The sequence below is a fragment of the Corynebacterium genitalium ATCC 33030 genome (assembly GCF_000143825.1).
Taxonomy (GTDB): Bacteria; Actinomycetota; Actinomycetes; order Mycobacteriales; family Mycobacteriaceae; genus Corynebacterium; species Corynebacterium genitalium.
In genome coordinates, this window is the sequence record NZ_CM000961.1 from 1,700,136 (window position 1) to 1,723,099 (window position 22,964).

At 62.1% G+C, this 22,964-nt stretch carries 22 protein-coding genes, 1 tRNA gene and 1 pseudogene; 17 read left to right on the forward strand and 7 right to left on the reverse strand.

Annotated features, from left to right (window positions below; genetic code table 11):
• Nucleotides 1-10 precede the first annotated feature (10 nt).
• From HMPREF0291_RS08020 to HMPREF0291_RS08030, 3 genes are all read right to left on the reverse strand, one after another.
• Complete coding sequence (locus tag HMPREF0291_RS08020; protein ID WP_005290118.1) at nucleotides 11-574, reverse strand: hypothetical protein; 564 nt, start codon at nucleotides 572-574, stop codon at nucleotides 11-13.
• Nucleotides 575-597: 23 nt separating this feature from the next.
• Complete coding sequence (locus HMPREF0291_RS08025; RefSeq protein ID WP_005290119.1) at nucleotides 598-1,251, reverse strand: TVP38/TMEM64 family protein; 654 nt, start codon at nucleotides 1,249-1,251, stop codon at nucleotides 598-600.
• 49 nt (nucleotides 1,252-1,300) lie between these two features.
• Nucleotides 1,301-1,389: transfer RNA gene (locus HMPREF0291_RS08030), tRNA-Leu, on the reverse strand.
• A gap of 174 nt (nucleotides 1,390-1,563) precedes the next feature.
• Here HMPREF0291_RS08030 and HMPREF0291_RS08035 point away from each other — a divergent pair.
• Together HMPREF0291_RS08035 and HMPREF0291_RS08040 are read left to right on the forward strand one after the other, a co-directional pair.
• Complete coding sequence (locus tag HMPREF0291_RS08035) at nucleotides 1,564-2,094, forward strand: YbhB/YbcL family Raf kinase inhibitor-like protein (protein ID WP_005290120.1); 531 nt, start codon at nucleotides 1,564-1,566, stop codon at nucleotides 2,092-2,094.
• A gap of 392 nt (nucleotides 2,095-2,486) precedes the next feature.
• Entirely contained in the window at nucleotides 2,487-2,840 is a 354-nt protein-coding gene (locus HMPREF0291_RS08040; protein WP_005290122.1) for a hypothetical protein, read from the forward strand.
• On the opposite strand, the gene HMPREF0291_RS08045 is transcribed toward HMPREF0291_RS08040, so the two are convergent.
• Both HMPREF0291_RS08045 and HMPREF0291_RS08050 read right to left on the reverse strand, forming a co-directional pair.
• Nucleotides 2,837-3,913, reverse strand: coding sequence for a quinone-dependent dihydroorotate dehydrogenase (locus HMPREF0291_RS08045; protein WP_005290123.1), 1,077 nt, complete (start codon nucleotides 3,911-3,913; stop codon nucleotides 2,837-2,839). The two genes, HMPREF0291_RS08040 and HMPREF0291_RS08045, sit on opposite strands and share 4 nt — an antisense overlap.
• A gap of 12 nt (nucleotides 3,914-3,925) precedes the next feature.
• Nucleotides 3,926-4,990 (reverse strand): WD40 repeat domain-containing protein, encoded by a 1,065-nt coding sequence (locus HMPREF0291_RS08050; protein WP_040423707.1) that lies wholly within the window; start codon nucleotides 4,988-4,990, stop codon nucleotides 3,926-3,928.
• A 117-nt stretch (nucleotides 4,991-5,107) separates the two neighbouring features.
• On the opposite strand from HMPREF0291_RS08050, the gene HMPREF0291_RS08055 reads away from it, so the two are divergent.
• The 10 genes and pseudogenes from HMPREF0291_RS08055 to HMPREF0291_RS08100 all read left to right on the forward strand — a co-directional run bounded on the left by HMPREF0291_RS08055 (nucleotide 5,108) and on the right by HMPREF0291_RS08100 (nucleotide 14,576).
• The gene (locus HMPREF0291_RS08055) at nucleotides 5,108-5,935 is read left to right on the forward strand and encodes an undecaprenyl-diphosphate phosphatase (RefSeq protein WP_083770291.1); all 828 of its coding nucleotides are present in this window, start codon (nucleotides 5,108-5,110) and stop codon (nucleotides 5,933-5,935) included.
• Between the two features lie 436 nt (nucleotides 5,936-6,371).
• Nucleotides 6,372-6,488, forward strand: a pseudogene (locus HMPREF0291_RS11830) (undecaprenyl-diphosphate phosphatase); the annotation flags it as partial.
• Nucleotides 6,489-6,523: 35 nt separating this feature from the next.
• Entirely contained in the window at nucleotides 6,524-7,762 is a 1,239-nt protein-coding gene (gene mshC / locus HMPREF0291_RS08065; RefSeq protein WP_005290128.1) for a cysteine--1-D-myo-inosityl 2-amino-2-deoxy-alpha-D-glucopyranoside ligase, read from the forward strand.
• Between the two features lie 24 nt (nucleotides 7,763-7,786).
• Entirely contained in the window at nucleotides 7,787-8,167 is a 381-nt protein-coding gene (locus tag HMPREF0291_RS08070) for a hypothetical protein (RefSeq protein ID WP_005290130.1), read from the forward strand.
• Nucleotides 8,160-8,852: an HAD family hydrolase gene (locus tag HMPREF0291_RS08075; RefSeq protein ID WP_255997654.1), complete on the forward strand. Its 693-nt coding sequence runs from the start codon at nucleotides 8,160-8,162 to the stop codon at nucleotides 8,850-8,852. The genes HMPREF0291_RS08070 and HMPREF0291_RS08075 overlap by 8 nt, the downstream gene beginning before the upstream one ends.
• Nucleotides 8,853-8,857: 5 nt before the next feature.
• Complete coding sequence (locus tag HMPREF0291_RS08080) at nucleotides 8,858-9,121, forward strand: phosphoribosyl-ATP diphosphatase (RefSeq protein WP_005290134.1); 264 nt, start codon at nucleotides 8,858-8,860, stop codon at nucleotides 9,119-9,121.
• 20 nt (nucleotides 9,122-9,141) lie between these two features.
• Nucleotides 9,142-9,993, forward strand: coding sequence for an ATP phosphoribosyltransferase (gene hisG, locus HMPREF0291_RS08085; protein WP_005290136.1), 852 nt, complete (start codon nucleotides 9,142-9,144; stop codon nucleotides 9,991-9,993).
• A 21-nt stretch (nucleotides 9,994-10,014) separates the two neighbouring features.
• Nucleotides 10,015-11,433 carry an aspartate ammonia-lyase gene (gene aspA / locus HMPREF0291_RS08090; protein ID WP_005290137.1) on the forward strand — a complete coding sequence of 473 codons (1,419 nt, stop codon included), beginning with the start codon at nucleotides 10,015-10,017 and terminating at the stop codon, nucleotides 11,431-11,433.
• 136 nt (nucleotides 11,434-11,569) lie between these two features.
• Nucleotides 11,570-12,880: an anaerobic C4-dicarboxylate transporter gene (locus HMPREF0291_RS08095; protein WP_005290139.1), complete on the forward strand. Its 1,311-nt coding sequence runs from the start codon at nucleotides 11,570-11,572 to the stop codon at nucleotides 12,878-12,880.
• A 19-nt stretch (nucleotides 12,881-12,899) separates the two neighbouring features.
• Nucleotides 12,900-14,576 (forward strand): formate--tetrahydrofolate ligase, encoded by a 1,677-nt coding sequence (locus HMPREF0291_RS08100; RefSeq protein WP_005290141.1) that lies wholly within the window; start codon nucleotides 12,900-12,902, stop codon nucleotides 14,574-14,576.
• On the opposite strand, the gene HMPREF0291_RS08105 is transcribed toward HMPREF0291_RS08100, so the two are convergent.
• Complete coding sequence (locus HMPREF0291_RS08105) at nucleotides 14,573-15,385, reverse strand: RecB family exonuclease (protein ID WP_232210293.1); 813 nt, start codon at nucleotides 15,383-15,385, stop codon at nucleotides 14,573-14,575. The genes HMPREF0291_RS08100 and HMPREF0291_RS08105 overlap by 4 nt on opposite strands.
• A gap of 26 nt (nucleotides 15,386-15,411) precedes the next feature.
• Between HMPREF0291_RS08105 and HMPREF0291_RS08110 the strand changes: the two genes are divergently transcribed.
• Genes HMPREF0291_RS08110 through arc form a run of 3 tightly spaced genes read left to right on the forward strand, consistent with a single transcriptional unit; the run spans nucleotide 15,412 to nucleotide 18,929 of the window.
• Nucleotides 15,412-16,581 carry a M18 family aminopeptidase gene (locus HMPREF0291_RS08110; protein WP_005290145.1) on the forward strand — a complete coding sequence of 390 codons (1,170 nt, stop codon included), beginning with the start codon at nucleotides 15,412-15,414 and terminating at the stop codon, nucleotides 16,579-16,581.
• 11 nt (nucleotides 16,582-16,592) lie between these two features.
• Nucleotides 16,593-17,426, forward strand: a complete 834-nt coding sequence (locus HMPREF0291_RS08115) for a tRNA (adenine-N1)-methyltransferase (protein WP_005290147.1) — start codon at nucleotides 16,593-16,595, stop codon at nucleotides 17,424-17,426.
• Nucleotides 17,427-17,435: 9 nt separating this feature from the next.
• On the forward strand, nucleotides 17,436-18,929 hold the full coding sequence (gene arc / locus HMPREF0291_RS08120) for a proteasome ATPase (RefSeq protein WP_005290149.1): 1,494 nt from the start codon (nucleotides 17,436-17,438) through the stop codon (nucleotides 18,927-18,929).
• A 17-nt stretch (nucleotides 18,930-18,946) separates the two neighbouring features.
• Here the strand turns inward: arc and pdxR are convergent, their stop codons facing one another.
• A complete protein-coding gene (pdxR, locus tag HMPREF0291_RS08125; RefSeq protein ID WP_005290150.1) occupies nucleotides 18,947-20,335 on the reverse strand; it encodes a MocR-like pyridoxine biosynthesis transcription factor PdxR in 1,389 nt (462 codons plus the stop codon).
• A 79-nt stretch (nucleotides 20,336-20,414) separates the two neighbouring features.
• Between pdxR and pdxS the strand changes: the two genes are divergently transcribed.
• A complete protein-coding gene (pdxS, locus tag HMPREF0291_RS08130; protein WP_005290152.1) occupies nucleotides 20,415-21,305 on the forward strand; it encodes a pyridoxal 5'-phosphate synthase lyase subunit PdxS in 891 nt (296 codons plus the stop codon).
• Between the two features lie 145 nt (nucleotides 21,306-21,450).
• On the forward strand, nucleotides 21,451-22,950 hold the full coding sequence (dop, locus tag HMPREF0291_RS08135; RefSeq protein ID WP_005290153.1) for a depupylase/deamidase Dop: 1,500 nt from the start codon (nucleotides 21,451-21,453) through the stop codon (nucleotides 22,948-22,950).
• The last annotated feature ends 14 nt before the right edge of the window (nucleotides 22,951-22,964 follow it).

Sequence of the window (22,964 nt, forward strand, 5' to 3'; positions counted from 1 at the left end):
TTAGCTGCAACTAGCTGGCGGCCCGGTTGATCAGGTTCACGGCGAGCTGCCACCCAGCCTGCTCGGCCTGCCAGCCGGCGGCCTGAAGCCGCTGGCTCATCGCCTGTTTAGAGATGCCGAGCTCCTCGGCTGCCTCGTTCTGATTCAGTCCTGAGCGCACTAGGGAGGTTGCTTCGCGGCCCTCAAGGGTGCGCTTCGCAAGGACGTGGCTCAAGAGCGCAAAAGCGGCTGCGATGTCGTCAGCACCGGTTGCGTCGGCGGATCCGGCTTCCACTACTACGCTGACAGTTCCCGGACGGTTGCCCACCGCGTCCGTTGCGGCGTAGACAGCGGGGCTTACTGCGGATGATTCCGCGGTGATCCCCAGTCCGATCGCCCAGTCGCCGTCGGATAGAAGTGCCATAATCAGCATGCAAGCGGCTTCGGCGCCATCCACGTGTGCGCGGATGTCCTCCACACCGACGACATCGAAGCTGCCGACACCATCGAGGGTGGACAGTGCCTCGGCGGAGCGCTTGACCAATTGGGCGCGGCGGGTGTCGCGGCCGCGGTAGCGGGCGTGGACAGCAATCATGCGGTCTATTCTACCCGCTAAAGCTAGTGGTCTAGGGTAGGGGATTGACGGGTGGGGAGTCGGGCGTCGATAAGCAAACCGGCGAGGCCGGCAACCGCAAGCACCGCCATGATCGCGATGAAAACAGGGTTCGCCTCACCGGTAAGTGTGTCGCCGAAGATGGTGACCAGGATCGTGCCCGGTGCGGAGCCGATGAGCGTGGCCACTGTGAACGGAACCACGCGCACACGGGTGAGTGCGGCGGTGTAGTTGAGGATGGAGAACGGGATTCCTGCGATCATCCGGAGGCTGAGGATAGCTAGCCATCCTCGTTCCTCTAACCGTTGATTGATGGCCAGAACCGACGGGTGCGTCAGCCGGGGTTCAATCCAGTCGCGGAGCAGAAAGCGCACAATGAGCAGCGAGATCGTGCCGGCCACTGTGGTCGCTGTGAGCGCGAGAAGGATGCCTTGCACGGTTCCGAAGAGGATGCCAGCTGAAATCGTCATCACGGTGCGGGGGATTGGAAATTGCGTGATCAGGATGTACAAAAGCCAGAAAACGACGGGGAACCAGGGGCCGGTTTGATCGGCCCAGGCGCGAAGAGTGGCCAGGTCCGGGACGTCAAGAAGCATCCACAGCGCAACGAAGGCGACAACCGCCACGAGGAGGGCTGCGATGCGGCGAGGGTCGCGCATGTAAAGCCTCCTGAAACGTGAAAACCGGCTCCTCGGGGGAGCCGGTCAATGGTGCCCGAGGGGGGACTTGAACCCCCACGTCCGTTAATAGGACACTAGCACCTCAAGCTAGCGCGTCTGCCATTCCGCCACCCGGGCTTTGGGTGTTATCGGCCACCAGGATAACCGGGTGGCCGGGCACTCGTAAGACTATAAGGCGTGCGTCGCACGGGGAGCAAATCGCATGGTAGATGTGCGTTTGCATAGAGCGGTGCCGAGATAGTCTCGGCCGAGATCGTGGGCAGGATAGGAAGTTTCCGGTACAAAGGAGCTATGACTGCTTCTTATGACCAAGACCGTTTCCCCGGCCCCGATCCGTACGCACCGCTGGCTGACGTGCCGGCCTTCGAGCTCACGTCGACCGACATAGTCGATGGTGAGCGCCTGGACGACAAGCTGGCCGGCGATGACGCGACCAGCCCGCAGCTGGCGTGGTCCGGTTTCCCGGAAGGCACGAAGACGTTCGCGGTGACCTGCTTTGACCCGGATGCCCCAACCGCATCGGGCTTCTGGCACTGGTCGGCATTCAACATCCCGGCTGATGTCACAGAACTGCCGTCGGGCGCTGGCTCCAAGGAGGACCTCGGTGTCGGTGCGACGACCCTGACCGGCTCGTCCGGCATCAAGGGCTACTACGGCGCCAACCCGCCGGAGGGCCACGGCCCGCACCGCTACCTCTACGCTGTCCACGCTGTGGACACTGAGCTGCCTGTCGACGAGATCGCCAACCCAACGCAACTCGGCTTCAACCTGAACTTCCATGCGCTTGGCCGCGCCATCGTGTGGGGCTGGTACGAGAACTAAGCATTGCGCGCGAAGGTTCTTCCAGCGCTGTGTCTGCTTCCGGCGCTTCTTGCCGGGTGCAGCATGAGCGAGGTGCTGGTGCCATCTCTGTCTGCGCCTTCTGAGTCGTCTACGGCTCTTTCGCCGGCTGAAACTCCGACTATTCAGGAGGCCAAGGAGAAGTCGGTGGCCATCCATCGTGAGCTGCAAGCACTAATTGCACAAGGACACTGAGCGCCGGATCGGCCATCATTTCGTCTCTTGACCGTCCGGACGATTTGTCGATGCTCACCATTGATGTGTGGAGTCCCTGTGCAACGCTTCCAGAGGGCGTGAACCCATACTCGTTCAAGATCTAGCCAACACACCGCACGCGGCTGGGCAGCATACCCCCGTGAGGTAAGGTCGCCGGCATGGTCCCCGTTCAGCTCCGTGTCGGCGGTGCCTTCATGGCTCTGGCCGTCGTCCTGATCATCCTCGCCATTATGGCGTTCATCTCCGGAGACAGCGTTTTCACGTTCACGCCGTCTGACCTGATGCTGTGTGTTGCTGCTTTGCTCTTCGGCAGTTTCGGCGCATTCACACGCGAAGAACGGGGCTCCCTCACACGCGTTATCGCACTGGCTCTGACTTCAGTGCTCATCCTTGCGTCGGTGGTCACGCCGAAGACGACCACCGTTTTCACCACCGAGACCTACTGGCTTCTCCTGTGGGCCGGCATGGCGATAATCTGTGCGCTCACTCTGCGCCGTTCAGCCGCCGCTTAGGCCTTCCACTCGAGACCGCTGCCGACGGCTTCGCTGATGTTGCTTAGCCCGTGCGCTCTCACCTGCGCGGCAAGTCCTTTGTGAATGCCGCGGATCCATCCCAGCCCGCCATAAATGAACGGGGTGTAGCCCTGCAGCAGGTGAGCACCAGCCGCGATGCGCTCCCACGCCTGTTCAGGGGTAGAGATGCCGCCCACGCTCACGAGCACGAGCTTCCCGCCGACACGCGCGTGCAGCCGCTTGAGCACTTCGAGCGAGCGCTTTGCGACGGGCGCGCCAGACACCCCGCCAGCCCCCAACGCCGCGACCTCGTCCGCGTCGGTTTTCAACCCCTCGCGGCTGATCGTGGTGTTGGTGGCCACAATGCCTGCCAGACCCAGATCAAGGGCGAGGTCGGCGACGGCATCGACATCCTGGTCGGAAAGATCCGGGGCGATCTTCACCAGGACCGGGGTGTCGGTCGATTCCTGCACTGCGGTGAGGATGGGGCGCAGCTCCTCGATGGCTTGCAGGTCACGCAGGCCGGGTGTGTTGGGGGAGGAGACGTTGACCACCAGGTAGTCGGCAAGCGGACCGAGCAAGGAGGCACCAGTGCGGTAGTCGGCGACAGCATTCTTGGAGGTCTTGTTTTTGCCGATATTGATTCCAACAACGTCGTTGGAGTGCTTGCGCTCCAACCTGCGGGCCACATCGAGCGCGCCCTCATTATTGAAGCCCATGCGGTTCAAGATCGCTTTATCGGCTGGCAAACGGAACAGGCGCGGGGCCGGGTTGCCTGGCTGCGGGCGCGGGGTAACGGTGCCGAGCTCGGCGTATCCAAAGCCGATTGCCCCCCACGAGTCGATGGCCGTGGCGTTCTTATCAAAGCCCGCGGCGAGGCCGAGTGGGGCGGGGAAGGAGACGTCGAAAAGCGTCTGCTTGAGCACGGGGTCATGAACGCGGACGAGTTTTTCCATGCCGCGGTTGGCTGGGGTGACCGCATTCAACAGCGTGAGCGAGCCACCGATGATGCCGTGGATACGCTCCGGGGGGAGTAGGAACATGACCTTGAGAAGACGGTCGTAGGCGCTCACAGCGGTCTCCTTTTAGTTGGTGGCACTATCGACAGTAGCCGGATCGATGACTTGCAGCCCGTCGCCTGAGGCGGAGCCGAGCACGAGTGAGCCGTCTTCCAGCACTATGAGGCTTTGAGCATCAGCAACAGTGTTCAGCTTCCCCTTTTCCAGGGGTACACCCTGGGAAAGGTCATAGGCGGTGACCGTGTTGGTCTCGGTGGAGCTCACCCAGGCAAGACGGCGCTTCGAGTCCCACGCGACATCCCAGGGGCTGCCGTCGGTAGGCACCATTTGGTGCAGTCGGACGACTTCATCCGTGGTGTAGACCAGCATGCGGTTGCCGGTGGCATCGGCAGCCAGCACCATGCCGTTTTCGCCGAAGGCGACTTTGCCCACGCCCAATCCAACACGCAGTGTTCCGCCCTGGCGCCCTTCGACGTGAAGGTCTTGGATCGTGGTGTCAAAGCGGTTGATGCGCACGACTCGGTCATCGTCGTCCGTCTGCTCCTGCGCAAGGAGGTAGTCGGACGGACGGGCCACTGTGAAGGTATCTAGCTCGGTGCCGTCCTCGGCGTAGATCCAGACGCGTTCTTCCGTGTCGGAACCAGCGATGATGCCGCCGCCGAAGAGGGGAGCAGCAACAGTCACGTCGTCGCCGACGGGAACGATTGTGTTCGGGTTACTCGGGGCAGAAGGGTCGACCAGTTCGACCTCGTTGTGGTCCGCGCGCGCAACCGCGAACTTGCCGGCGTTCGCCGAGATGTCCGCGGCGTCGGGATCGATTGCGGTTTCCCGCGCATTGCCGGAGGTGAGCATGTCGATGTCGCCGACGAGCAGTTTGTCGCCAGCCCGCACACCAAGGCCGCCGTCTTTGATCTCGGTATCGGTGCGCGTTGCCGGCACGAGATCGATGTCTTGGATCGGGTCGAAGTCGATGACCTCACCCGCTGGGTCAGTTGCGTCTGGTGAGGCCACGGGCTCGGCGTTGCCCATGGTGTCCATCTGCTCCTCGCCCTGCTCGATCATGCCTTGGGTGCAGCCGGTCAAAACCAGGCTGGCAGAGACAACAACAGGCAAGAACACACGCTTTTTCACGGTTGTCAGCCTATCAACTGGCCAACCGCCACCAATTTGCTGGCCGTGCGCCATGATTGCCGGTATTCAGCCGCGGAGGGTATATCGTTGTGCTCCGTGATTGAAGCAGCTGAAAACATGTCGTGGATTCAGGTCATCGTTCTGTCGATCGTCCAGGGGTTGACCGAGTTCTTGCCCGTGTCCTCCTCTGGGCACCTGAGGATTGTCTCCGAACTGTTCTGGGGCCAAGACGCTGGCGCCAGCTTCACCGCCGTCATCCAGCTGGGCACAGAGCTGGCCGTTCTCGTGTTCTTCGCGAAGGACATTTGGCGGATTCTGACGGCCTGGTTCGCTGGGCTCGTCGACAAGAGCAAGCGCGGTTTCGACTACCGGATGGGTTGGATGGTCATTGTCGGCACCATTCCTGTCGGCCTAGCAGGCGTGCTGCTCAAAGACCTGATCCGTGAGAACTTCCGCAACCTGTGGATCACCGCGACGGTACTGATCGTCTTTTCCTTCGTGTTCATTCTCGCCGAGCGCAAGGGCCGCAAAACGCGCGGCTTCGACGAGCTGACCATGAAAGACGCCATCATCATGGGCCTGTGGCAGTGCCTCGCGCTCATTCCGGGCGTGTCGCGCTCCGGCGGCACGATCTCCGGTGGTCTGTTCTTGAACCTCGACCGCGAGGTGGCCACGCGCTTCAGCTTCCTGCTTGCGATTCCGGCAGTGCTCGCCTCCGGGCTCTTTTCGCTTCCCGACGCCTTCGACCCCCAGGCCGGTCAAGCCGCCTCCGGTATTCAGCTCTTCGTCGGGGCGGGTATCGGCTTTGTGCTCGGCTACATCTCGATTGCGTGGCTGCTGCGGTTTGTCTCGCACCACTCGTTCGCGTGGTTCGCGGCCTATCGCATCCCGCTCGGCGTGATCGTGATGATCCTGCTGGCCACCGGCGTGATGCAGCCGGTGTAGCGGGCTTGCGATTCGTTGTCGCACCCTAGGGGCCGGCCTGCGAACAAGTTCGAGTTTCGTAATATCTCAGATCGAAGCCACGTTGTATCGGTGACATCTCGCAACTAGCGTTGGGCTCGATAGGAAGAGGAAACTTGGCACATGACTTTGCGTAACTTGAGATTCTTCGCGATGTTGTCTTTGCTTTCAATCTTCGGATTGTTTGTGGCCCGGCAGTATTTCGGGCTCAGTGAGCCCTTAGCTTCTCGCCTAATGCTGGTTGCGGTGGTGGCGGCAATTTGTTCCTTCACCGCCTTGGGGATTGAAGGCTTCAAAAGCATGAGAAGGGACTCCAGGTAGAACGCAAAAGTGTTCGACCGCCGGTATCCGTGCATATCCGGGATATCGTGCAATGCCAGGTGCGGTGAGCTTTCACTCGGCTGAGCTCGATTAATGTGCTTGGCTGCTGCGCTTCGTGTCGCACCACTCGTTCGCGTGGTTCGCGGCGTATCGCATCCCGCTCGGCGTGATCGTGATGATCCTGCTGGCCACCGGCGTGATGCAGCCGGTGTAGCGCCGGTGCACATAGCAGTTCTGTAGGCTGACCACATGCACTCTTGGCCCGCGCCCTCCGTCCCCGCAGTCGCCGGAACTCCTGTCCCGCTGACCCTTTTTGACACCGCTGACCAGCAGGCCAAGGAGGTTGACACCACGGCCACGACCAGTGGCGGTGAAATCGGGATGTACGTCTGCGGCATCACGCCGTATGACTCCACTCACCTGGGCCACGCAGCGACGTACCTCACGTTTGATCTGGTCCACCGCCAGCTCAACGCCAACGGCCACAGTGTCCATTACGTCCAGAACATCACTGATGTCGACGACCCGCTGTTCGAGCGCGCCGAGCGCGACGGGGTGGACTGGCGCGAACTTGGTCAGAGCCAGACCGACCTGTTCCGCACCGACATGGAAATCCTCTCCGTCATCCCCCCGCGCGACTACATCGGCGCGATGGAATCCGTCGATGAGGTCATTGCAATGGTGCAGACGCTGCTGGACAACGGCAGTGCGTATGAGCTTGTCGACGACTCCGGTGACCACCCCGTCACCGACATCTACGCGCCCATCACAGCAACCGAGCAGTTCGGCTACGAGTCCAACCTCGACCGCGCCACGATGGAGGAGTACTTCGCCGAGCGCGGCGGCGACCCGGAGCGTACAGGCAAGCGCGACCCGCTGGACGCGCTGCTGTGGCGCGGCCACCGTGAGGGCGAACCGTCGTGGGAGGCCCGCTTCGGTGCAGGCCGGCCGGGATGGCACATCGAATGCTCCGCAATTGCGACGAATCGTTTGGGAACGCAGTTCGCCATTCAAGGCGGCGGCTCTGACTTAGCTTTTCCGCACCATGAGTTCTCCGCCGCCCACGCTGAGGCCGCGTACGACGTCCCGCGCATGGCCGGCCACTACGTCCACGCCGGCATGATCGCGCTCGACGGGGTGAAGATGTCTAAGTCTCTGGGCAACCTCGTCTTCGTGCACAAGCTGCGCGAAGAAGGGCACGACGCGTCCGCGATCCGTCTCGCAGTGTTCGGCGGCCACTACCGTGACGACCGCGACTTCTCCTACGCCGTCTTGGACCAGGCCGAGCAGCGTTTGGCCAATTGGCGCGAAGCTCTCGCGAATGAGGTCAGCGAAGACGAGGCGGTAGGTACCGTCGATAAGCTGCGTGCTGCTCTCGCGGACGACCTGAACACTCCAGAGGCGCTGCGCATTGTGGACGCAGCACACGGTGACCACAACGGGATCGTTGCAGCTGCACTGGACGGCTTGCTTGGCGTGCGGGTGTAGCGAAACTGCGCCACAATAGCGGGTATGACAATCCGCGATCAGTTCCAGAGCGACGTCGACGAGTTCATCGACGACCTGACCACGTTTGCAACCGGTTCGTACCTGCAGGACAGCGATAAGGAACTGTGGGAGGAGCCGTTTGACCCGGCAGTCCTGCCGGACCTGAAAGAGCTCATCGAGAAGTACCTCGACGCCCTGGAGATCATCGGCGACGACCCGGACGGGGAGAAGCTGAACTCGGTCGTGGAACCGTTCTTTGCCAAGCTCGACGAGTTCAACGCCAAGCACGCTGAAGCTGTCCTGGAGCCGGAGGAGAAGTCGGACTTGCAGGACCTTGCGTACCGCGCGGCTGCGGCCACCGGCGCTGACGACGAAGCACTCAACTCCCTTCCCGAGCTTGACTAGCCGCACACCAAGCACGGCGCCGAAGGCCGTGTTCTGGGACATGGACGGCACGATGGTTGACACTGAGCCGCTGTGGGGCATTGCCACCTACGAGCTCTCAGAGCTGCTTGGCCGCAGGTTAAGCGCAGAAAAGCGCGAAGAGACAGTCGGCGGTGCCTTTGCGAACACGTTGCGCGTGTGCGCGGAGTGGGCGGGAGTCGAGCTTGTCGACGGTGATTATGACCGTTACCGGTCCTGGATGTACCAGCGGATGGGCGAATTGCTCGCCGGCGATGTGGAGCCGAATCCCGGCGTGCGCGACTTTCTCGCCTCTCTCAAGGGCGCGGGGATGCGGATGCTGGTGACCACGAACACGGAACGCGAACTGGCGGACTACTGCATTGACATCGTCGGCCGTGAGTTCTTCGTCGACTCTGTCACCGGTGATGAGGTGGCCCAGCCGAAACCGGCGCCGGACATGTATCTGCGTGCTGCCGAGATCGTGGGGGAGGATCCCGTCGATTGCCTCGTTTTCGAGGATTCTTGGGCCGGTATGTCCGCAGCCGCCACGGCCGGGTGCGTTGTGCTTGGGCTTGCCGAAGAAGTACCGGAAGGTGTGGTGCGGTTTGATCCAGCCGAGTTCGTCGGCGCTGATGCACACGATGTGTCCGCATGGTTCAGCGCTGCCCGGGATCGGATAAAGTAACTCGCGTGAAAAACTTCGAGGATCTTTTCGCGGAACTGACCACCAAAGCAGCCGAGCGTCCGGCCGGTTCGGGCACGGTGGATGCTCTGGACAAGGGTGCGCATTTCATCGGCAAGAAGATCCTCGAAGAAGCCGGTGAGGTGTGGACCGCCTCCGAGTACCAGTCCGACGAGGAACTCGCCGAGGAGATGAGCCAGCTGATCTACTGGACGCAGGTGATGATGGTCCACCGCGGCCTGATCCCGGACGACATCTACAAATACCTCTAATAGGAGCCCTGACACCCCCCATGATCAAGATCGCCGTGCCCAACAAGGGCTCCCTGTCTGAGGCTGCGACCGGCATCCTCAAAGAAGCTGGCTACAAGGGCCGCGGATACACCAAGGCTCTCAACATTGTCGACGAAGCCAACGGAGTCGAGTTCTTCTTCCTGCGCCCGAAAGACATTGCCATTTATGTCGCCGGAGGCCATCTTGATCTGGGCATCACCGGCCGCGACCTGATGCTCGATTCGCGTGCGGATGTTGAGGAAATCCTCGATCTCGGTTTCGGTGGCTCCACCTTCCGCTTCGCTGCGCCCGCCGATGTGGCCGAGAGCATGACCATTGCAGATCTTGAGGGCAAGCGCCTGGCGACCTCCTACCCGCACTTGGCGGCCGACTACCTCGCCGACCGCGGCATTAACGCTGAAGTGATCCGTCTCGACGGTGCAGTAGAGATCGCCATCAAGCTCGGTGTGGCCGATGCTATTGCCGACGTGGTCTCCACCGGTGCCACGCTGCACCAACAGGGGCTTGCCCCGTTCGGGGAGCCGATTGTGGCAAGCGAGGCAATCGTGGTCAAGCGCACCGGGCGCGAGCTGACCGTAGAAGATGAGATCGTGCTCTCGCGCATCCGCGGTATTCTCACCGCGCACAACTTCGTCATGCTCGACTACAACGTCTCGCGCGACAACCTGCAGTCCGCGGTGGACATCACCCCGGGGCTGACCGGGCCGACGGTCTCCCCGCTGCAGCGTGAGAACTGGGTCGCCGTGCGCGCAATGGTTCCGCGCAAGGAAGCGAACCTACTCATGGACCGTCTCGCCGCAGCTGGCGCTGAAGCTATCCTCGCCTCGGAGCTCAAGATCGCGCGAATCTAAATCTGGCTACACTGGGCACGTATGGGCTACAGAACAGAAGAAGATTTGCTCGGTACCGTCGACGTTCCCGACGACAAGTACTACGGCGTGCACACGATGCGCGCGATCGACAACTTCCAGATCTCGTCCGCCAAGATCCAGGACTACCCGGATTTTGTCCGCGGCATGGTCATGGTCAAGAAGGCCGCCGCGATGGCCAACCGCCGTCTGCACACCCTGCCGAAGGACAAGGCTGACGCGATCATCGCCGCATGCGACCAGATTCTTCACGACGGCCGGTGCATGGACCAGTTTCCTATCGACGCCTACCAAGGCGGCGCGGGCACCTCGGTGAACATGAACACCAACGAGGTCGTGGCCAACCTTGCGCTCGAGCTCCTGGGTCACCCGAAGGGGTCCTACGACGTCATCAACCCGAACGACGATGTCAACATGTCGCAGTCCACGAACGACGCGTACCCGACTGGTTTCCGCCTGGGCCTGCACCAGTCATTCCAGGGCCTCATCGAGGAACTGGATGAACTGCAGAAGGCGTTCCGTTCCAAGGGCGATGAGTTCCACGACATCCTCAAAATGGGCCGCACCCAGCTGCAGGACGCTGTCCCCATGACTCTGGGCCAAGAGTTCACCGCCTTCGGTGCCAATCTCGCGGAGGAGCAGGACCGACTGCGCCAGGCAGCGGACTCGCTTTTGGAGATCAACCTGGGCGCCACCGCAATCGGCACCGGCGTGAACACTCCGGGCGGCTACCGCGACCAAGTCACCGCCGCTTTGCGCGAGGTCACTGGCCTGCCAATCTCCACCTCCCCGGACCTTATCGAGGCAACGAGTGACACCGGCGGTTACGTCATGGCTCACTCCGCCCTGAAGCGCGCAGCCATGAAGCTGTCGAAGATCTGTAACGACCTGCGCCTTTTGTCCTCTGGCCCGCGCGCCGGCCTGAATGAGATCAACCTGCCGGAGCGCCAGGCTGGTTCCTCGATCATGCCCGCGAAGGTCAACCCGGTCATCCCCGAAGTGGTCAACCAGGTGTGCTTCAAGGTGTTCGGCAACGACGTCACCGTCTCTATGGCCGCCGAGGCCGGCCAGCTCCAGCTCAACGTGATGGAGCCGGTCATCGCTCGCAGCTTGTTCGGGTCCATCTCACTGCTGCGCAACGCCGCGAAGACGCTGCGTGAGAAGTGCGTCACTGGCATCACCGCCAACAAGGACGTCTGCCAGGGTTATGTGGAGAACTCCATCGGCATCATCACCTACCTCAACCCGTTCATCGGCCACCACAATGGTGACCTGATCGGTAAGGAGGCCGCTGAGACGGGCCGCGGTGTGCGCGAGCTCGTGCTGGAGAAGGAGCTTCTCGACGAAGAAACCCTCGACAAGATTCTCTCCAAGGAAAACCTCATGCACCCGGAGTTCCGCGGCAAGCTCTACCTGGAGTGAGACGCAAACGGGGGTTAGCCTCGCCACAATCCGCCTCTGACCGCTCTACCAGCATGGTAGGGCGGTCTTTTGCGTCGCATACTGGAGGTATCGCAACTCAACAGAGCTCTCACTGTGCTCGAGAAAGGACCCCGTTGTGCTGTTAGTGCTTCAGCTCATCATCCTCTTCGGCGCCATCATTTTGGGCGCCCGCCTGGGTTCCATCGCTATCGGTTTCGCCGGAGGTTTGGGCGTTATCGCGCTCGGCCTGACCGGCATGCAGGTCACTGCCGAAGACATTCCCTTCGATGTCATCGGCATCATCATGTGCGTCATCGCTGCGATTTCAGCGATGCAGCTCGCCGGCGGAATGGACTACCTGGTGTATCTGGCGGAGAAGTTCCTCCGCCGCGACCCGAAGCGCGTGACGTTGTACGCGCCGATTGTCACCTGGCTCATGACCGTCCTAGCCGGAACCGGCCACACCGCGTTCTCCACGCTGCCCGTCATTGTGGAGGTGGCGAAGGAGGGCAAGGTCCGGCCGTCGCGCCCCCTGACGGTGGCGGTCATCGCTTCCCAGATGGCCATTGTCGCTTCACCGATCTCGGCCGCTGTGGTCTTCATGGCAGACCTGCTTGAGCCTCACGGCGTGGGTTACCTGCAGCTGCTCGGTGTGATGATTCCTGCAACATTCCTGGCCATCTTTCCCACGGCATGGTTGGCCAACCGAATGGGCAAGGGCCTTGTAGACGATCCTGTTTACCGCCAGCGACTCGAGGAAGGCTTGGTCAAGCCTCCCGCCTCGCAGACCGGTTTCGCACCGACAAAGGGCGCGAAAACATCTGTGATCATTTTCCTCGTCGCCATTGTCGTAGTGATGGTGTACGCGACGATCATTTCCGATCAAGTGGGTCTCATCGCAGAACCCACGATCCCGCGCAATGAGGCGATCATGACCATCATGCTGGCGGCCGCGGCCATCATTCTCATGGTGACAAAGCAGCAAGCCGCGCAGGTTTTGAACACCCAGGTGTTCCGCTCCGGAATGTCGGCCGCGGTCTGTGTGCTCGGTGTCGCATGGCTGGGCACCACCTTCATTAACCACTACATCGACGAGATTCAGGACATCTCCGGTAACGTGCTGCAATCTCAGCCGTGGCTGTTGGCGGTCGTGCTTTTCTTTGCGGCATCTCTGCTGTACTCCCAGGCAGCCACCGCGAAGGCGCTCATGCCAGCGGCTATTGCCATTGGAGTTAGCCCGCTGACTGCAGTCGCCGCGTTCCCGGCAGTGTCCGCGCTGTTCGTCTTGCCTACATACCCGACTCTGCTCGCGGCAGTGGAGATGGACGACACCGGTTCCACGCGGATCGGAAAATACGTCTTTGACCACCCGTTCATCATTCCGGGCACAGTGTGCATCATTCTCTCCGTCCTGTTGGGTTACGGTTTCGGTGCGGTGCTGATATAGGGCGCCTACGCTGGGAGGTATGAACGCTCCTACCACTGACGTCGCTATTGCCCAAGCCCACACACTCGAACCGATCGGGGACATCGCCGCGAAGGCCGGTGTGCCCGACGGTGCACTCATCCCGTACGGCAGAAACATGGCGAAGGTGGATGTCAGTGCGCTTCAATCGGCGGGCCGCGACCACAAGAATGGAAAGCTCATCCTCGTCACCGGTGTGTCGCCGACCCCGGCTGGCGAAGGCAAGTCGACCGTCCTGATTGGTCTGACCGACGCATTGGCGCAGCAGGGCCACAACGCCATGGTCGCTCTGCGTGAACCGTCGCTGGGCCCAGTCATGGGCATCAAGGGCGGTGCCGCCGGTGGTGGTTACTCGCAGGTGGTGCCGATGGAAAACATCAACCTTCACTTCACCGGTGACTTCCATGCGATCACGTCGGCCAACAACACGCTTGCCGCGATGATCGACAACCACATCCAGCAGGGCAACGAGCTGGGAATCGATGCCCGGCGCGTGACATGGCAGCGCTGCTTGGACGTCAACGACCGCTCCCTGCGCAACGTGGTCACCGGGCTCGGTGGCCCAGCCTCTGGTGTCCCAGCCCAGACCGGCTTCACCATTACCGCGGCCAGCGAGATCATGGCTGTGCTCGGTCTCGCCACCGACCTCGAAGACCTGAAAGCGCGGCTGGCGCGGATCACCATTGGCCTGACTTTCGACGGGAATCCTGTCACCGCCGGTGATCTCCACGCCGAAGGTGCCATGGCAGCGCTGCTCAAGGAAGCTCTCAACCCGAACCTTGTGCAGACTCTCGGGGGTACACCAGCGTTCATTCACGGCGGCCCGTTTGCGAACATTGCGCACGGCTGCAACACCCTCATCGCCACCCGCACCGCGCAGCAGTGCGCCGACATCGTACTCACCGAGGCGGGCTTCGGGTCTGACCTGGGTGCAGAGAAGTTCTTCGATATCAAGGCCGCATACGGGAACTTGGATGTCGCCGGCGCAGTGATTGTGGCGACGATTCGTTCGCTGAAGTACAACGGCGGCATCGACAAGCAGAAGCTCACGGACGAGAACCTTGAGGCGCTCAAGGCGGGCGTGGTCAATCTCGAGCGCCACGTGGAGAACGTGCGGAAGTTCGGTGTCACGCCAGTTGTCGCGCTCAACCTGTTCGCGTCCGATACGCAGGCAGAACGCGACTTCATGCGTGAATGGGCCGACACATTCGGCGTCGCCCTGGAGGAAGCCGAGGTGTGGGCGAAAGGCGGCGAAGGAGCCCAGAAACTGGCCACAACGCTGTTGGACAACCTCACCGAAGGCACGTCGAAGACACTGTATGACCCTGCCGATGGGATTGAGAATGCTATCGAAACCCTCGTCCGGGAGATTTACCGCGCCGACAAGGTGCAGTACTCGGTCAATGCACAGCGCGACTTGAAGACGATCAAGGACAACGGCTGGGACACCCTTCCGGTGTGCGTCTCAAAGACCCAGTACAGCTTCTCGGATGACCCAGCTGCGCTTGGTGCACCGGAGGGACACACATTGCACGTGCGCAAGCTCATCCCACGCACCGGAGCTGGCTTCATCGTCGCTCTGACCGGCGACGTGATGACCATGCCGGGGTTACCCAAGGTGCCCGCCGCCAACAATATCGACGTCGACGCCAACGGGACGATCAGCGGGTTGTTCTAAACCTCCGGAACAGTCTCCGCTGCGGACCCCGGCCATCCGGGGTACTCCGGCGGTGTCCCACCGTAGATCGGGCACAGGGCTTGGAACGAGCACCAGTTGCACAGCTTCGACGGCTTTGGGCGGAAGTTGCCGGACTGCCCGTCGGATTGAATCTTGTGCCACAGGTCGCCCAGATCGCGCTCGAAGAATTCGAGTTCTTCCCGCGATGGGGCAAGGAAGAGCGAATCGATCACTTTGAGGTACATCAGCCTCAGCTGGTGCGGAATCGTGCCGAACATGCGCCAATACACCAGCGCATAGAAACGCATCTGGAACTTTGCTTCGTCAGAGAAGCGGGGCGAGGGCTTCTTGCCCGTCTTGTAGTCGACAACACGGATTTCACCCGTGGGCGCAATGTCCACGCGGTCGATGAACCCGCGCACGGGAACACCATTCGGCAGCACGGCATCGACGTACATTTCTTGGGCGTGTGAGTCGAAACCGTGCGGGTTCTCCATCTCGAAGTACCCGCGCAGCAGGGAACGCGCCGCGACGAACAGGGCGTACTCGTCAGCAATAGGGTCGGCGCAGGAAGAATCGTCGATAAGCATCTTCTGCCATGCCGGCTTGATGCGCTTCACCGCGGCGGGGTAAGTCCGCTCCTCGCGGGGCCAGGCGTGCATCTCCTCGAGAACAGCATGCACAAGCGTGCCGGTGACCTGCGCTTCCGTCTTCGGTTCCGGGATCCGGTCGATTGCGCGGAGGCGATACTTCAACGGGCACTGCAGGTAGTCGTTGGCGCGCGAAGGGGAGAGGGCAAGCGGTTTCATCGTGCCCACCATTCTAAGGTGGAGCCATGAACCTCTCCGAATTTATCGCAGCAAGCCCAAGCGCGTTCCATGCCGCCGCGAACGTCCGCGACGAGCTGGTGGCCGCAGGCTTTCCCGACGACCAGATCCTCGTCCACGGCGGCGCCGTGATCGCATGGTGGATCCCGGAGAACCCGAACCCGCGTTTCCGCATCATCGGCTCGCACACCGACTCGCCGGGGCTGATGCTCAAGCCCGACCCCGACTTCGTCCGTGAGGGGTTCCGCCAGCTCGCCGTTGAAGTCTACGGCGGGCCGATTCTGTCCTCGTGGTTCGACCGCGAGCTCACCTTCGCCGGGCGTGTGTCGCTTATCGACGGCTCCACCCACCTCGTATCCACCGGCCCCATCGCGCGAGTACCCAACCTAGCGATCCACCTCTACCGCGGTGACGCGCCGGAAATGGACAGGCAAGTGCACATGCAGCCGGTGATGGCTGTGGACCGGCCGTTCATGGACGTCGTGGCTGAGCAGCTCGGTGTGAAGCCGGAGGAGATCATCGCGCACGAACTCAGCTCCGCTGATGCTCAGCCCCCGGTCGTGATGGGCGATGTCATGGCTGCGGGCCGCTTGGATAACCTGTCGAGTGTGCACGCGTCGCTGCAGGCCATGGTGCGCGCGAAGGATGAGGTGAAGGACGTGCTCGTCCTCGCCGCATTCAACCACGAGGAGGTCGGCTCAGCCTCGGCCACCGGGGCGGGCGGGCCGTTGCTCGAGCGGGTGCTCACACGCGTTGCCCGCGATCTGGGTGACCCGCTGGATATCTTCGCCGAGTCGACGATGATCTCGGCTGATGCCGCCCACGCTGTGCACCCGAACTACCCGGGCAAGCATGACCCGACCCACCGTCCGCTGATGAACCGCGGGCCGGTGCTGAAGATCAACGCGAACCAGCGCTACTCCTCGGACGCGGAAACGGAAGCGACCTGGATCCGTGCCTGCCGCAACGCGAACGTGCCGGTGCAGACGTTCGTCGGGCACAACGGGGTGCCATGCGGGTCGACGATCGGCCCGATTGCCTCGACGCGCCTAGGCATCCCCACTGTTGACGTAGGCGTGCCGCTGCTATCGATGCACTCTGCCCGCGAGTTGGTCGGCGTGCAGGACCAGGCCTGGTTCGAGGATGCGCTGTCCGCCTTCCTGCGTGGCGACTGCTAGAAAGGACTCCCATGTATTCAGGCCCATTCCGCCCCGGCGACAAGGTGCAGCTGACCGACGCGAAGCGCCGCCACTTCACCATTGAGCTCGTCCCCGGCGCGACGTACCACACGCACAAGGGCGGCATCTCCCACGACGACATCATCGGCGCCGACGAAGGCTCCGTGGTGAAGTCCTCCAACGGTGCCGACTATCTGTGCTTCCGCCACCTGCTCGTGGACCATGTCCTGTCGATGCCCCGCGGCGCGGCGGTTATCTACCCGAAGGACGCCGGCCAGATCCTCGTCGAGGGCGACATTTTCATGGGTGCCCGCGTGCTGGAGGCTGGTGCTGGCTCCGGTGCGCTGACGATGTCCCTGCTGCGCGCAGTCGGCCCGGAAGGTCACGTGTTCTCTTACGAGATTCGTGACGATCACTTGGCTTTTGCCGAGGATAACGTCGACGACTACTTCGGGCAGCGCCCGTCCTGGTGGACCCCGCGCCTGGGCGACTTCGGCGAGGTGACCCAAGAAGACCTCGGCGGTCCCGTCGACCGCGTCATTTTGGACATGGTGGAGCCGTGGCACTTCATCGATACGGTGAAGGACATCCTCATCCCGGGCGGGGTGTTCATGACGTACGTGGCCACAGTGCCGCAGTTGATGAACATCGTCGAAGGTATCCGCGAAGCGAAGTGCTTCACCGAACCGCGCTCCTGGGAGACCCTCCTGCGCGAATGGAAAGTCGAGGGCCTGGCCACCCGCCCGGAGCACCGCATGAACGCGCACACAGCGTTTTTGGTGTGGACCCGCAGGCTTGCCGACGGTGTCACGCCCCCTCGTCCGCAGCGTCGAGCCCGCAGATAAGCTGGAGTCATGAACGATGCCGACCTCCGCGAGCTGAAACAGCAGAACCAGGCTCTCTCCGCGCGCAACAAGCAGCTCGCGGAGATGTTGAAGGTCTCCCGCGACAAGCTCAAGGACCTTTCCGCGCAGGTCGACGCATTGTCCGAGCCGGCGTCGACGTACGGCATCTACCTCGCCCCAGCGCGCCGCGGACAAGAAGCTGAAGTGTTCACGTCCGGCCGACGGATGCGTTTGAAGGTCTCGCCGCATATTGAGCCGGGCACGCTCACTCCGGGTGGACTTGTGCGCCTCGGCGAAGGGTCGATTGTCGTGGAGGCGGCCGGTTTCCCTAAGGCCGGGCAGCTGGCAACCCTGTCGGAGAAAATCGGGTTTGACCGCGCCATCGTCGCTGACATGCAGGGCGCGGAACAGGTCGTCCAGCTTGCCGAGAATGTTCGCGCCAAGGCCCGCGCAGGCGACACCGTGCTTATCGACGCAAAAGCGGGCTACGCCTTCGAACGCATCCCCAAAACTGAGGTCAACCAGCTATCCCTCGAAGAGATTCCCGACGTCACCTACGCCGACATCGGCGGCCTGCGGAACCAGATCGAGACGATCCGGGATTCTGTCGAGCTGCCGTTCACGCACCCGGAGCTGTACAAGGCCTATAACTTGAAACCGCCGAAGGGGCTGCTGCTCTACGGCCCGCCCGGTTGTGGAAAGACACTGATCGCCAAAGCGGTCGCGAACTCGCTGTCCACTCGCATCGGTGACGGGGGAGCGGCGCACTTCCTCAACGTCAAGGGCCCCGAGCTGCTGAATAAGTACGTCGGCGAAACAGAGCGCCGCATCCGCCTCATCTTCGAGCGCGCCCGCGAACTCGCCGGCGAAGGACGGCCCGTCATCGTCTTCTTCGACGAGATGGAGTCGATCTTCCGGACCCGCGGCTCCGGTGTGTCCTCCGACATGGAAACGACCGTCGTCCCCCAGTTGCTTACGGAGATCGACGGTGTGGAAGACATCGCCAACGTCATCGTCATCGGCGCCACCAACCGGGAAGAACTCATCGATCCGGCGATTCTGCGGCCCGGCCGCCTAGACATCAAAATCCGTGTCGACCGTCCCTCACGCGAGGAGGCCCGCGAGATCTTTGCTCGCTACATCACCGACGATGTTCCGCACGCGGAGGAGGTGGAAGATCTGGTGAACGCGGGCGTCGATAAGCTCTTTGCCCCGCGTCCTTTCGTCCAGCTCACGCTTGTCGACGGCACCACCGAAACCCTGCACTACTCCGACTTCGTCTCCGGCGCGATGATCGCGAACGTCGTCGACCGTGCGAAGAAGCTGGCCATTAAGGATGAAATTTCGGGCGCGGGTTCGGGAGTTTCCGTCGAGCACGTGCGTGCCGCCGTACGTGCCGAGCAGGACGAGAGCGAGGACATGCCGAACGTGTCCAACCCGGACGAATGGGCGCGCATTTCGGGCCGCACCGGCAAACGAGTCGTGGCTGCTGAGGTGCTGTAGGTGTCCGGGGTCGTGCTTCAAAGAGCCGAACTGCTAGCAAGGGTCCGTAGGACAATGTCGAAGTCGTGGTCACTGAGGTGCGCGAAGCTCATGATTAATCCTTCCGTGCGCCCATCGCGGCTCGACCACAACGACTCGAGGCGGCCGCACTCGATCCCATGTGACCGAAGCTTGTCAGCGAATTGGTTCCGGTGGGCAGGTGAGTCGAAGTTCAGTGTGAGATCCACTCCGTTCGACTCGGCCATTTCGTTGACGTGTGCACCGCTGGCCTCGAGCGCTGGAACGAGATCAGTGTGGATGATCGCCCGCCGACGTGCCAAACGGTTACGGACAGCTTTCGTGTTCCGGCGGACATGCCCGTTCTGAAGTAGATGCGCGACGGCTAGCTGTGTGACCGCGGATACGGGCATGCCGAGGACCTTCCGCGTCTGCTGCACACTTTCAGTGAATGCTGGGGGAGTGACCACGTACCCGGCAGAAAGGTTGCGGCTCAGCAACGTCGAGAAGGTACCCAGCGTGAACACGTCGGCCTGGGGATTCAGGGCGGCCAGCGGAGGTTGCGGGGCAAGGCGGTAGCGCAGCTCAGCATTGAAGTCATCCTCGATGAGAGCTGTGCCCCTCTCATGCGCCCACGCGAGCAGTTCGGACCGGCGGGCAGCCGGCATCGATGCGCCGAGCGGGTACTGGAAAGCGGGAGTGACCAGAAGAGCAACCAATTTGTCGGGCAAGAGTTGGACGTTCACGCCGTACTCGTCGACTGCGCATGGGACCGCGTCGTGCCCGGTGGTTGGAATGACGCGGCGGAGGCCTGGGTGGCCAGGGTCCTCGACCCCCACCCGGAGATGATGCTGCCGCCCGGCGAGAGTGAGCAGAATCAGCATGAGGCCTTCGCGTGACCCGCCGGTGACCACAATCTGGTCCTCGCTGACCGCCAGTCCGCGGGCGAGACGGAGGTGCTCTGCGATCGCCCTACGGAGCTCGGGTTGTCCTGCAGAATCGATCGCGATGGACGGTTCAGCTGCTGCCTCCCGCCACGCTTGGCGCCATGCGGCGGGACGTACTGCTCCGGCGTGCCCGGACGACGGCTTCAAAGAAATGAACTTTCGCGGTTGCTCAACTTTTGGCCGAAAAGTTGGTGCATCGATGCCACTAGGTGCACCCGCCGGCAGATCGGGATGCACGCGCGTCGGTGAACCCTGCGAGGCCAGCAAGTACCCTTCGCTGATGAGCTGGTCGTACGCCGTGACGACGCTACCGCGTGAGATCCCGGCCAGTCGCGCAAGCTCGCGTGTCGACGGCACCTCATCCCCGGGCTGCAGTTCTCCTTCGGTGATAGCCGTCCGGATGGCGGTTGCTACTTGCGCGGGGAGGGGAGCGGGGAGGTCGCGGGAGACGTCGATAAGCATTGCCCGAAGGTAACTGGTCCAAAGAATCTAAATCAAACTGGCACTAGGAATCTACCAGTGGGAGGGTGAGACTAGTGCAATGACGTTTTCCACGAACCTCTCTAAAGCTGAGTTGACCGAGTCCTTCAAGGGCGGAGTGATCATGGATGTGGTCACGCCCGAGCAGGCGAAGATCGCCGAGAACGCCGGCGCTATCGCTGTGATGGCGCTCGAGCGCGTGCCCGCCGACATTCGCGCTCAGGGCGGTGTTGCCCGCATGTCCGATCCGGACCTTATCGAAGGCATTCTCGGTGCCGTCGACATTCCCGTGATGGCCAAAGCTCGTATTGGCCACTCGGTGGAGGCCAAGATTCTCGAGCACCTCGGTGTTCACTACGTCGACGAGTCTGAGGTGCTCAGCCCGGCGGACTACGTCAACCACATCGATAAGCGCGGCTTCGACGTGCCGTTTGTCTGCGGCGCGACCAACCTGGGCGAGGCACTGCGCCGCGTGAACGAGGGTGCAGCAATGATTCGTTCGAAGGGCGAGGCCGGCACCGGTGATGTATCCGAGGCCACCAAGCACCTCCGCACTATCAAGAGTGAGATCGCTGGCCTGCAAGCACTGTGGAACGGCAACCGCGATGAGCTCTACGTTGCCGCCAAGGAACTGCAGGCGCCCTACGAACTGGTTGCCTACGTGGCCGAGCACGGCGCACTGCCGGTACCACTCTTCGTCGCCGGTGGCGTATCCACGCCGGCCGATGCGGCCCTGATGATGGAACTGGGTGCCGACGGTGTCTTCGTCGGCTCCGGCATCTTCAAGTCCGGCAACCCGGAGGCCCGTGCAGCTGCTGTGGTGAAAGCTACCCAGAACTGGAACGACATCGCTGCTGTCACCGAGGCGTCCCGCGGTCTCGGTGAAGCAATGGTCGGCATCAATGTTTCTGATCTACCGGCTCCGCACCGTCTTGCCGAGCGCGGTTGGTAGCCAGCAATAGATCTTTAGTATCCTTTCAGGCGTTTAGCCAACTGGCGAACTGCGGAAACGCAGCTGCGGGGTCGCGAAAGGCGATACTGAAAATGTAGGACCGGGGCTCTCACCCGCGACGTACGCCCCTTTAGACTGGTGCACCATGACGCGTTTCATGGGAACCGAAACTGAGTACGGCATTCTCACGCCGGATAGCCCGAGCTTGAGCCCGATTGTGAGCTCGACGCACGCGGTGGTGGCGTATGCGGCGATGCACACCGCCGCCCGTGCGCGCTGGGATTATCAGGACGAGCACCCGCTGAAGGATTCCCGCGGGTTCGATCTGAAGCGCTACCAAACAGTTCCCATCGTCGACCCTAACGCGATCGGTGTGGCCAATGTGGTCACGGAGAACGGTGCGCGCTTCTACGTCGACCACGCGCACCCCGAGTACTCATCGCCCGAGGTGCCGGACGCATTCAGCGCCATGCTTTACGACGCTGCCGGCGACCACGTCCTCAACGATGCCGCCGCCCGGATCGCAGAGCTGTGGGAAGACGGCGTCTCAGTGCTGGGCGGCCACGACCCCTGCCCGCCGCTGAAGCTGTACAAGAACAATGTCGACGGCAAAGGCGCATCGTTCGGTGCCCACGAAAACTACCAATACTCGCGGCAGACCCCATTCGAGGCGATCACTGAGGGTTTGATCCCGTTCTTTGTGACCCGCCAAGTCTTCGCGGGCGCGGGCCGAATGGGACTGGGGGAAGCGGGGGAGCAGGACGGATTCCAGATCTCCCAGCGGGCCGACTACTTCTTCCAAGAGATCTCGCTGGAGACCACCCTTAACCGCGGCATCATCAACACCCGCGACGAACCGCATGCGGACGCAACCCAGTTCGGCCGGCTCCATGTCATCATCGGCGATGCCAACATGTCGCAGTACGCCAACCTGCTCAAATTGGGCACGACGAAGCTCGTCCTCGACGCTATCGAAGAAGGCGTCGACTTCTCGGACCTCCAGCTCAAGGAACCAGTTGAGGAACTCAAGCGGGTGTCCCGTGATCTGAGCCTGACGCACCAGCTCGGGCTCAAGGATGGCCGTACGCTCACAGCATTGGCGATTCAGCGCGAGTACCTTGCACGCGTCACGCCCGAAACAGATGTGGACAAACAGGTCGTGGCTCTATGGGGAGAGATCCTGGACGATCTTGATCGCGATCCACTGTCTACCGCGGACCGTCTCGACTGGACAGCGAAGTGGGCGTTGATCAAGGGTTACCTGGACCGCGGAATCGACATCGGCAACGCCAAGCTCAAGGCCGTGGACCTTCAATACACCGACATCGATTCGGACAAGTCGCTCTACCACACGCTGGTTCGGGCTGGACGGATGAAAACGTTGGTCAGCAACGAGGACATCGCCCGGGCGGCGGCCACACCACCAGAGAACTCCCGGGCGTATTTCCGCGGCAGGATCGCGAAGGAATTCGGCGAAGACGTCCTCTCCTCGAGTTGGCAGACCATCCAGTTCAACACGACCGCTGGCCCGCGGACTGTCTCCATCCACGCAGTGGACGGATTCACGCGCGATGATGTCGGTGAGTTGCTGGACCGTGCGGCATCCGTGGAGGAGATTGTCGCCGCTTTCAACGAGAACCCATAAGTGCTAAGTAGGGT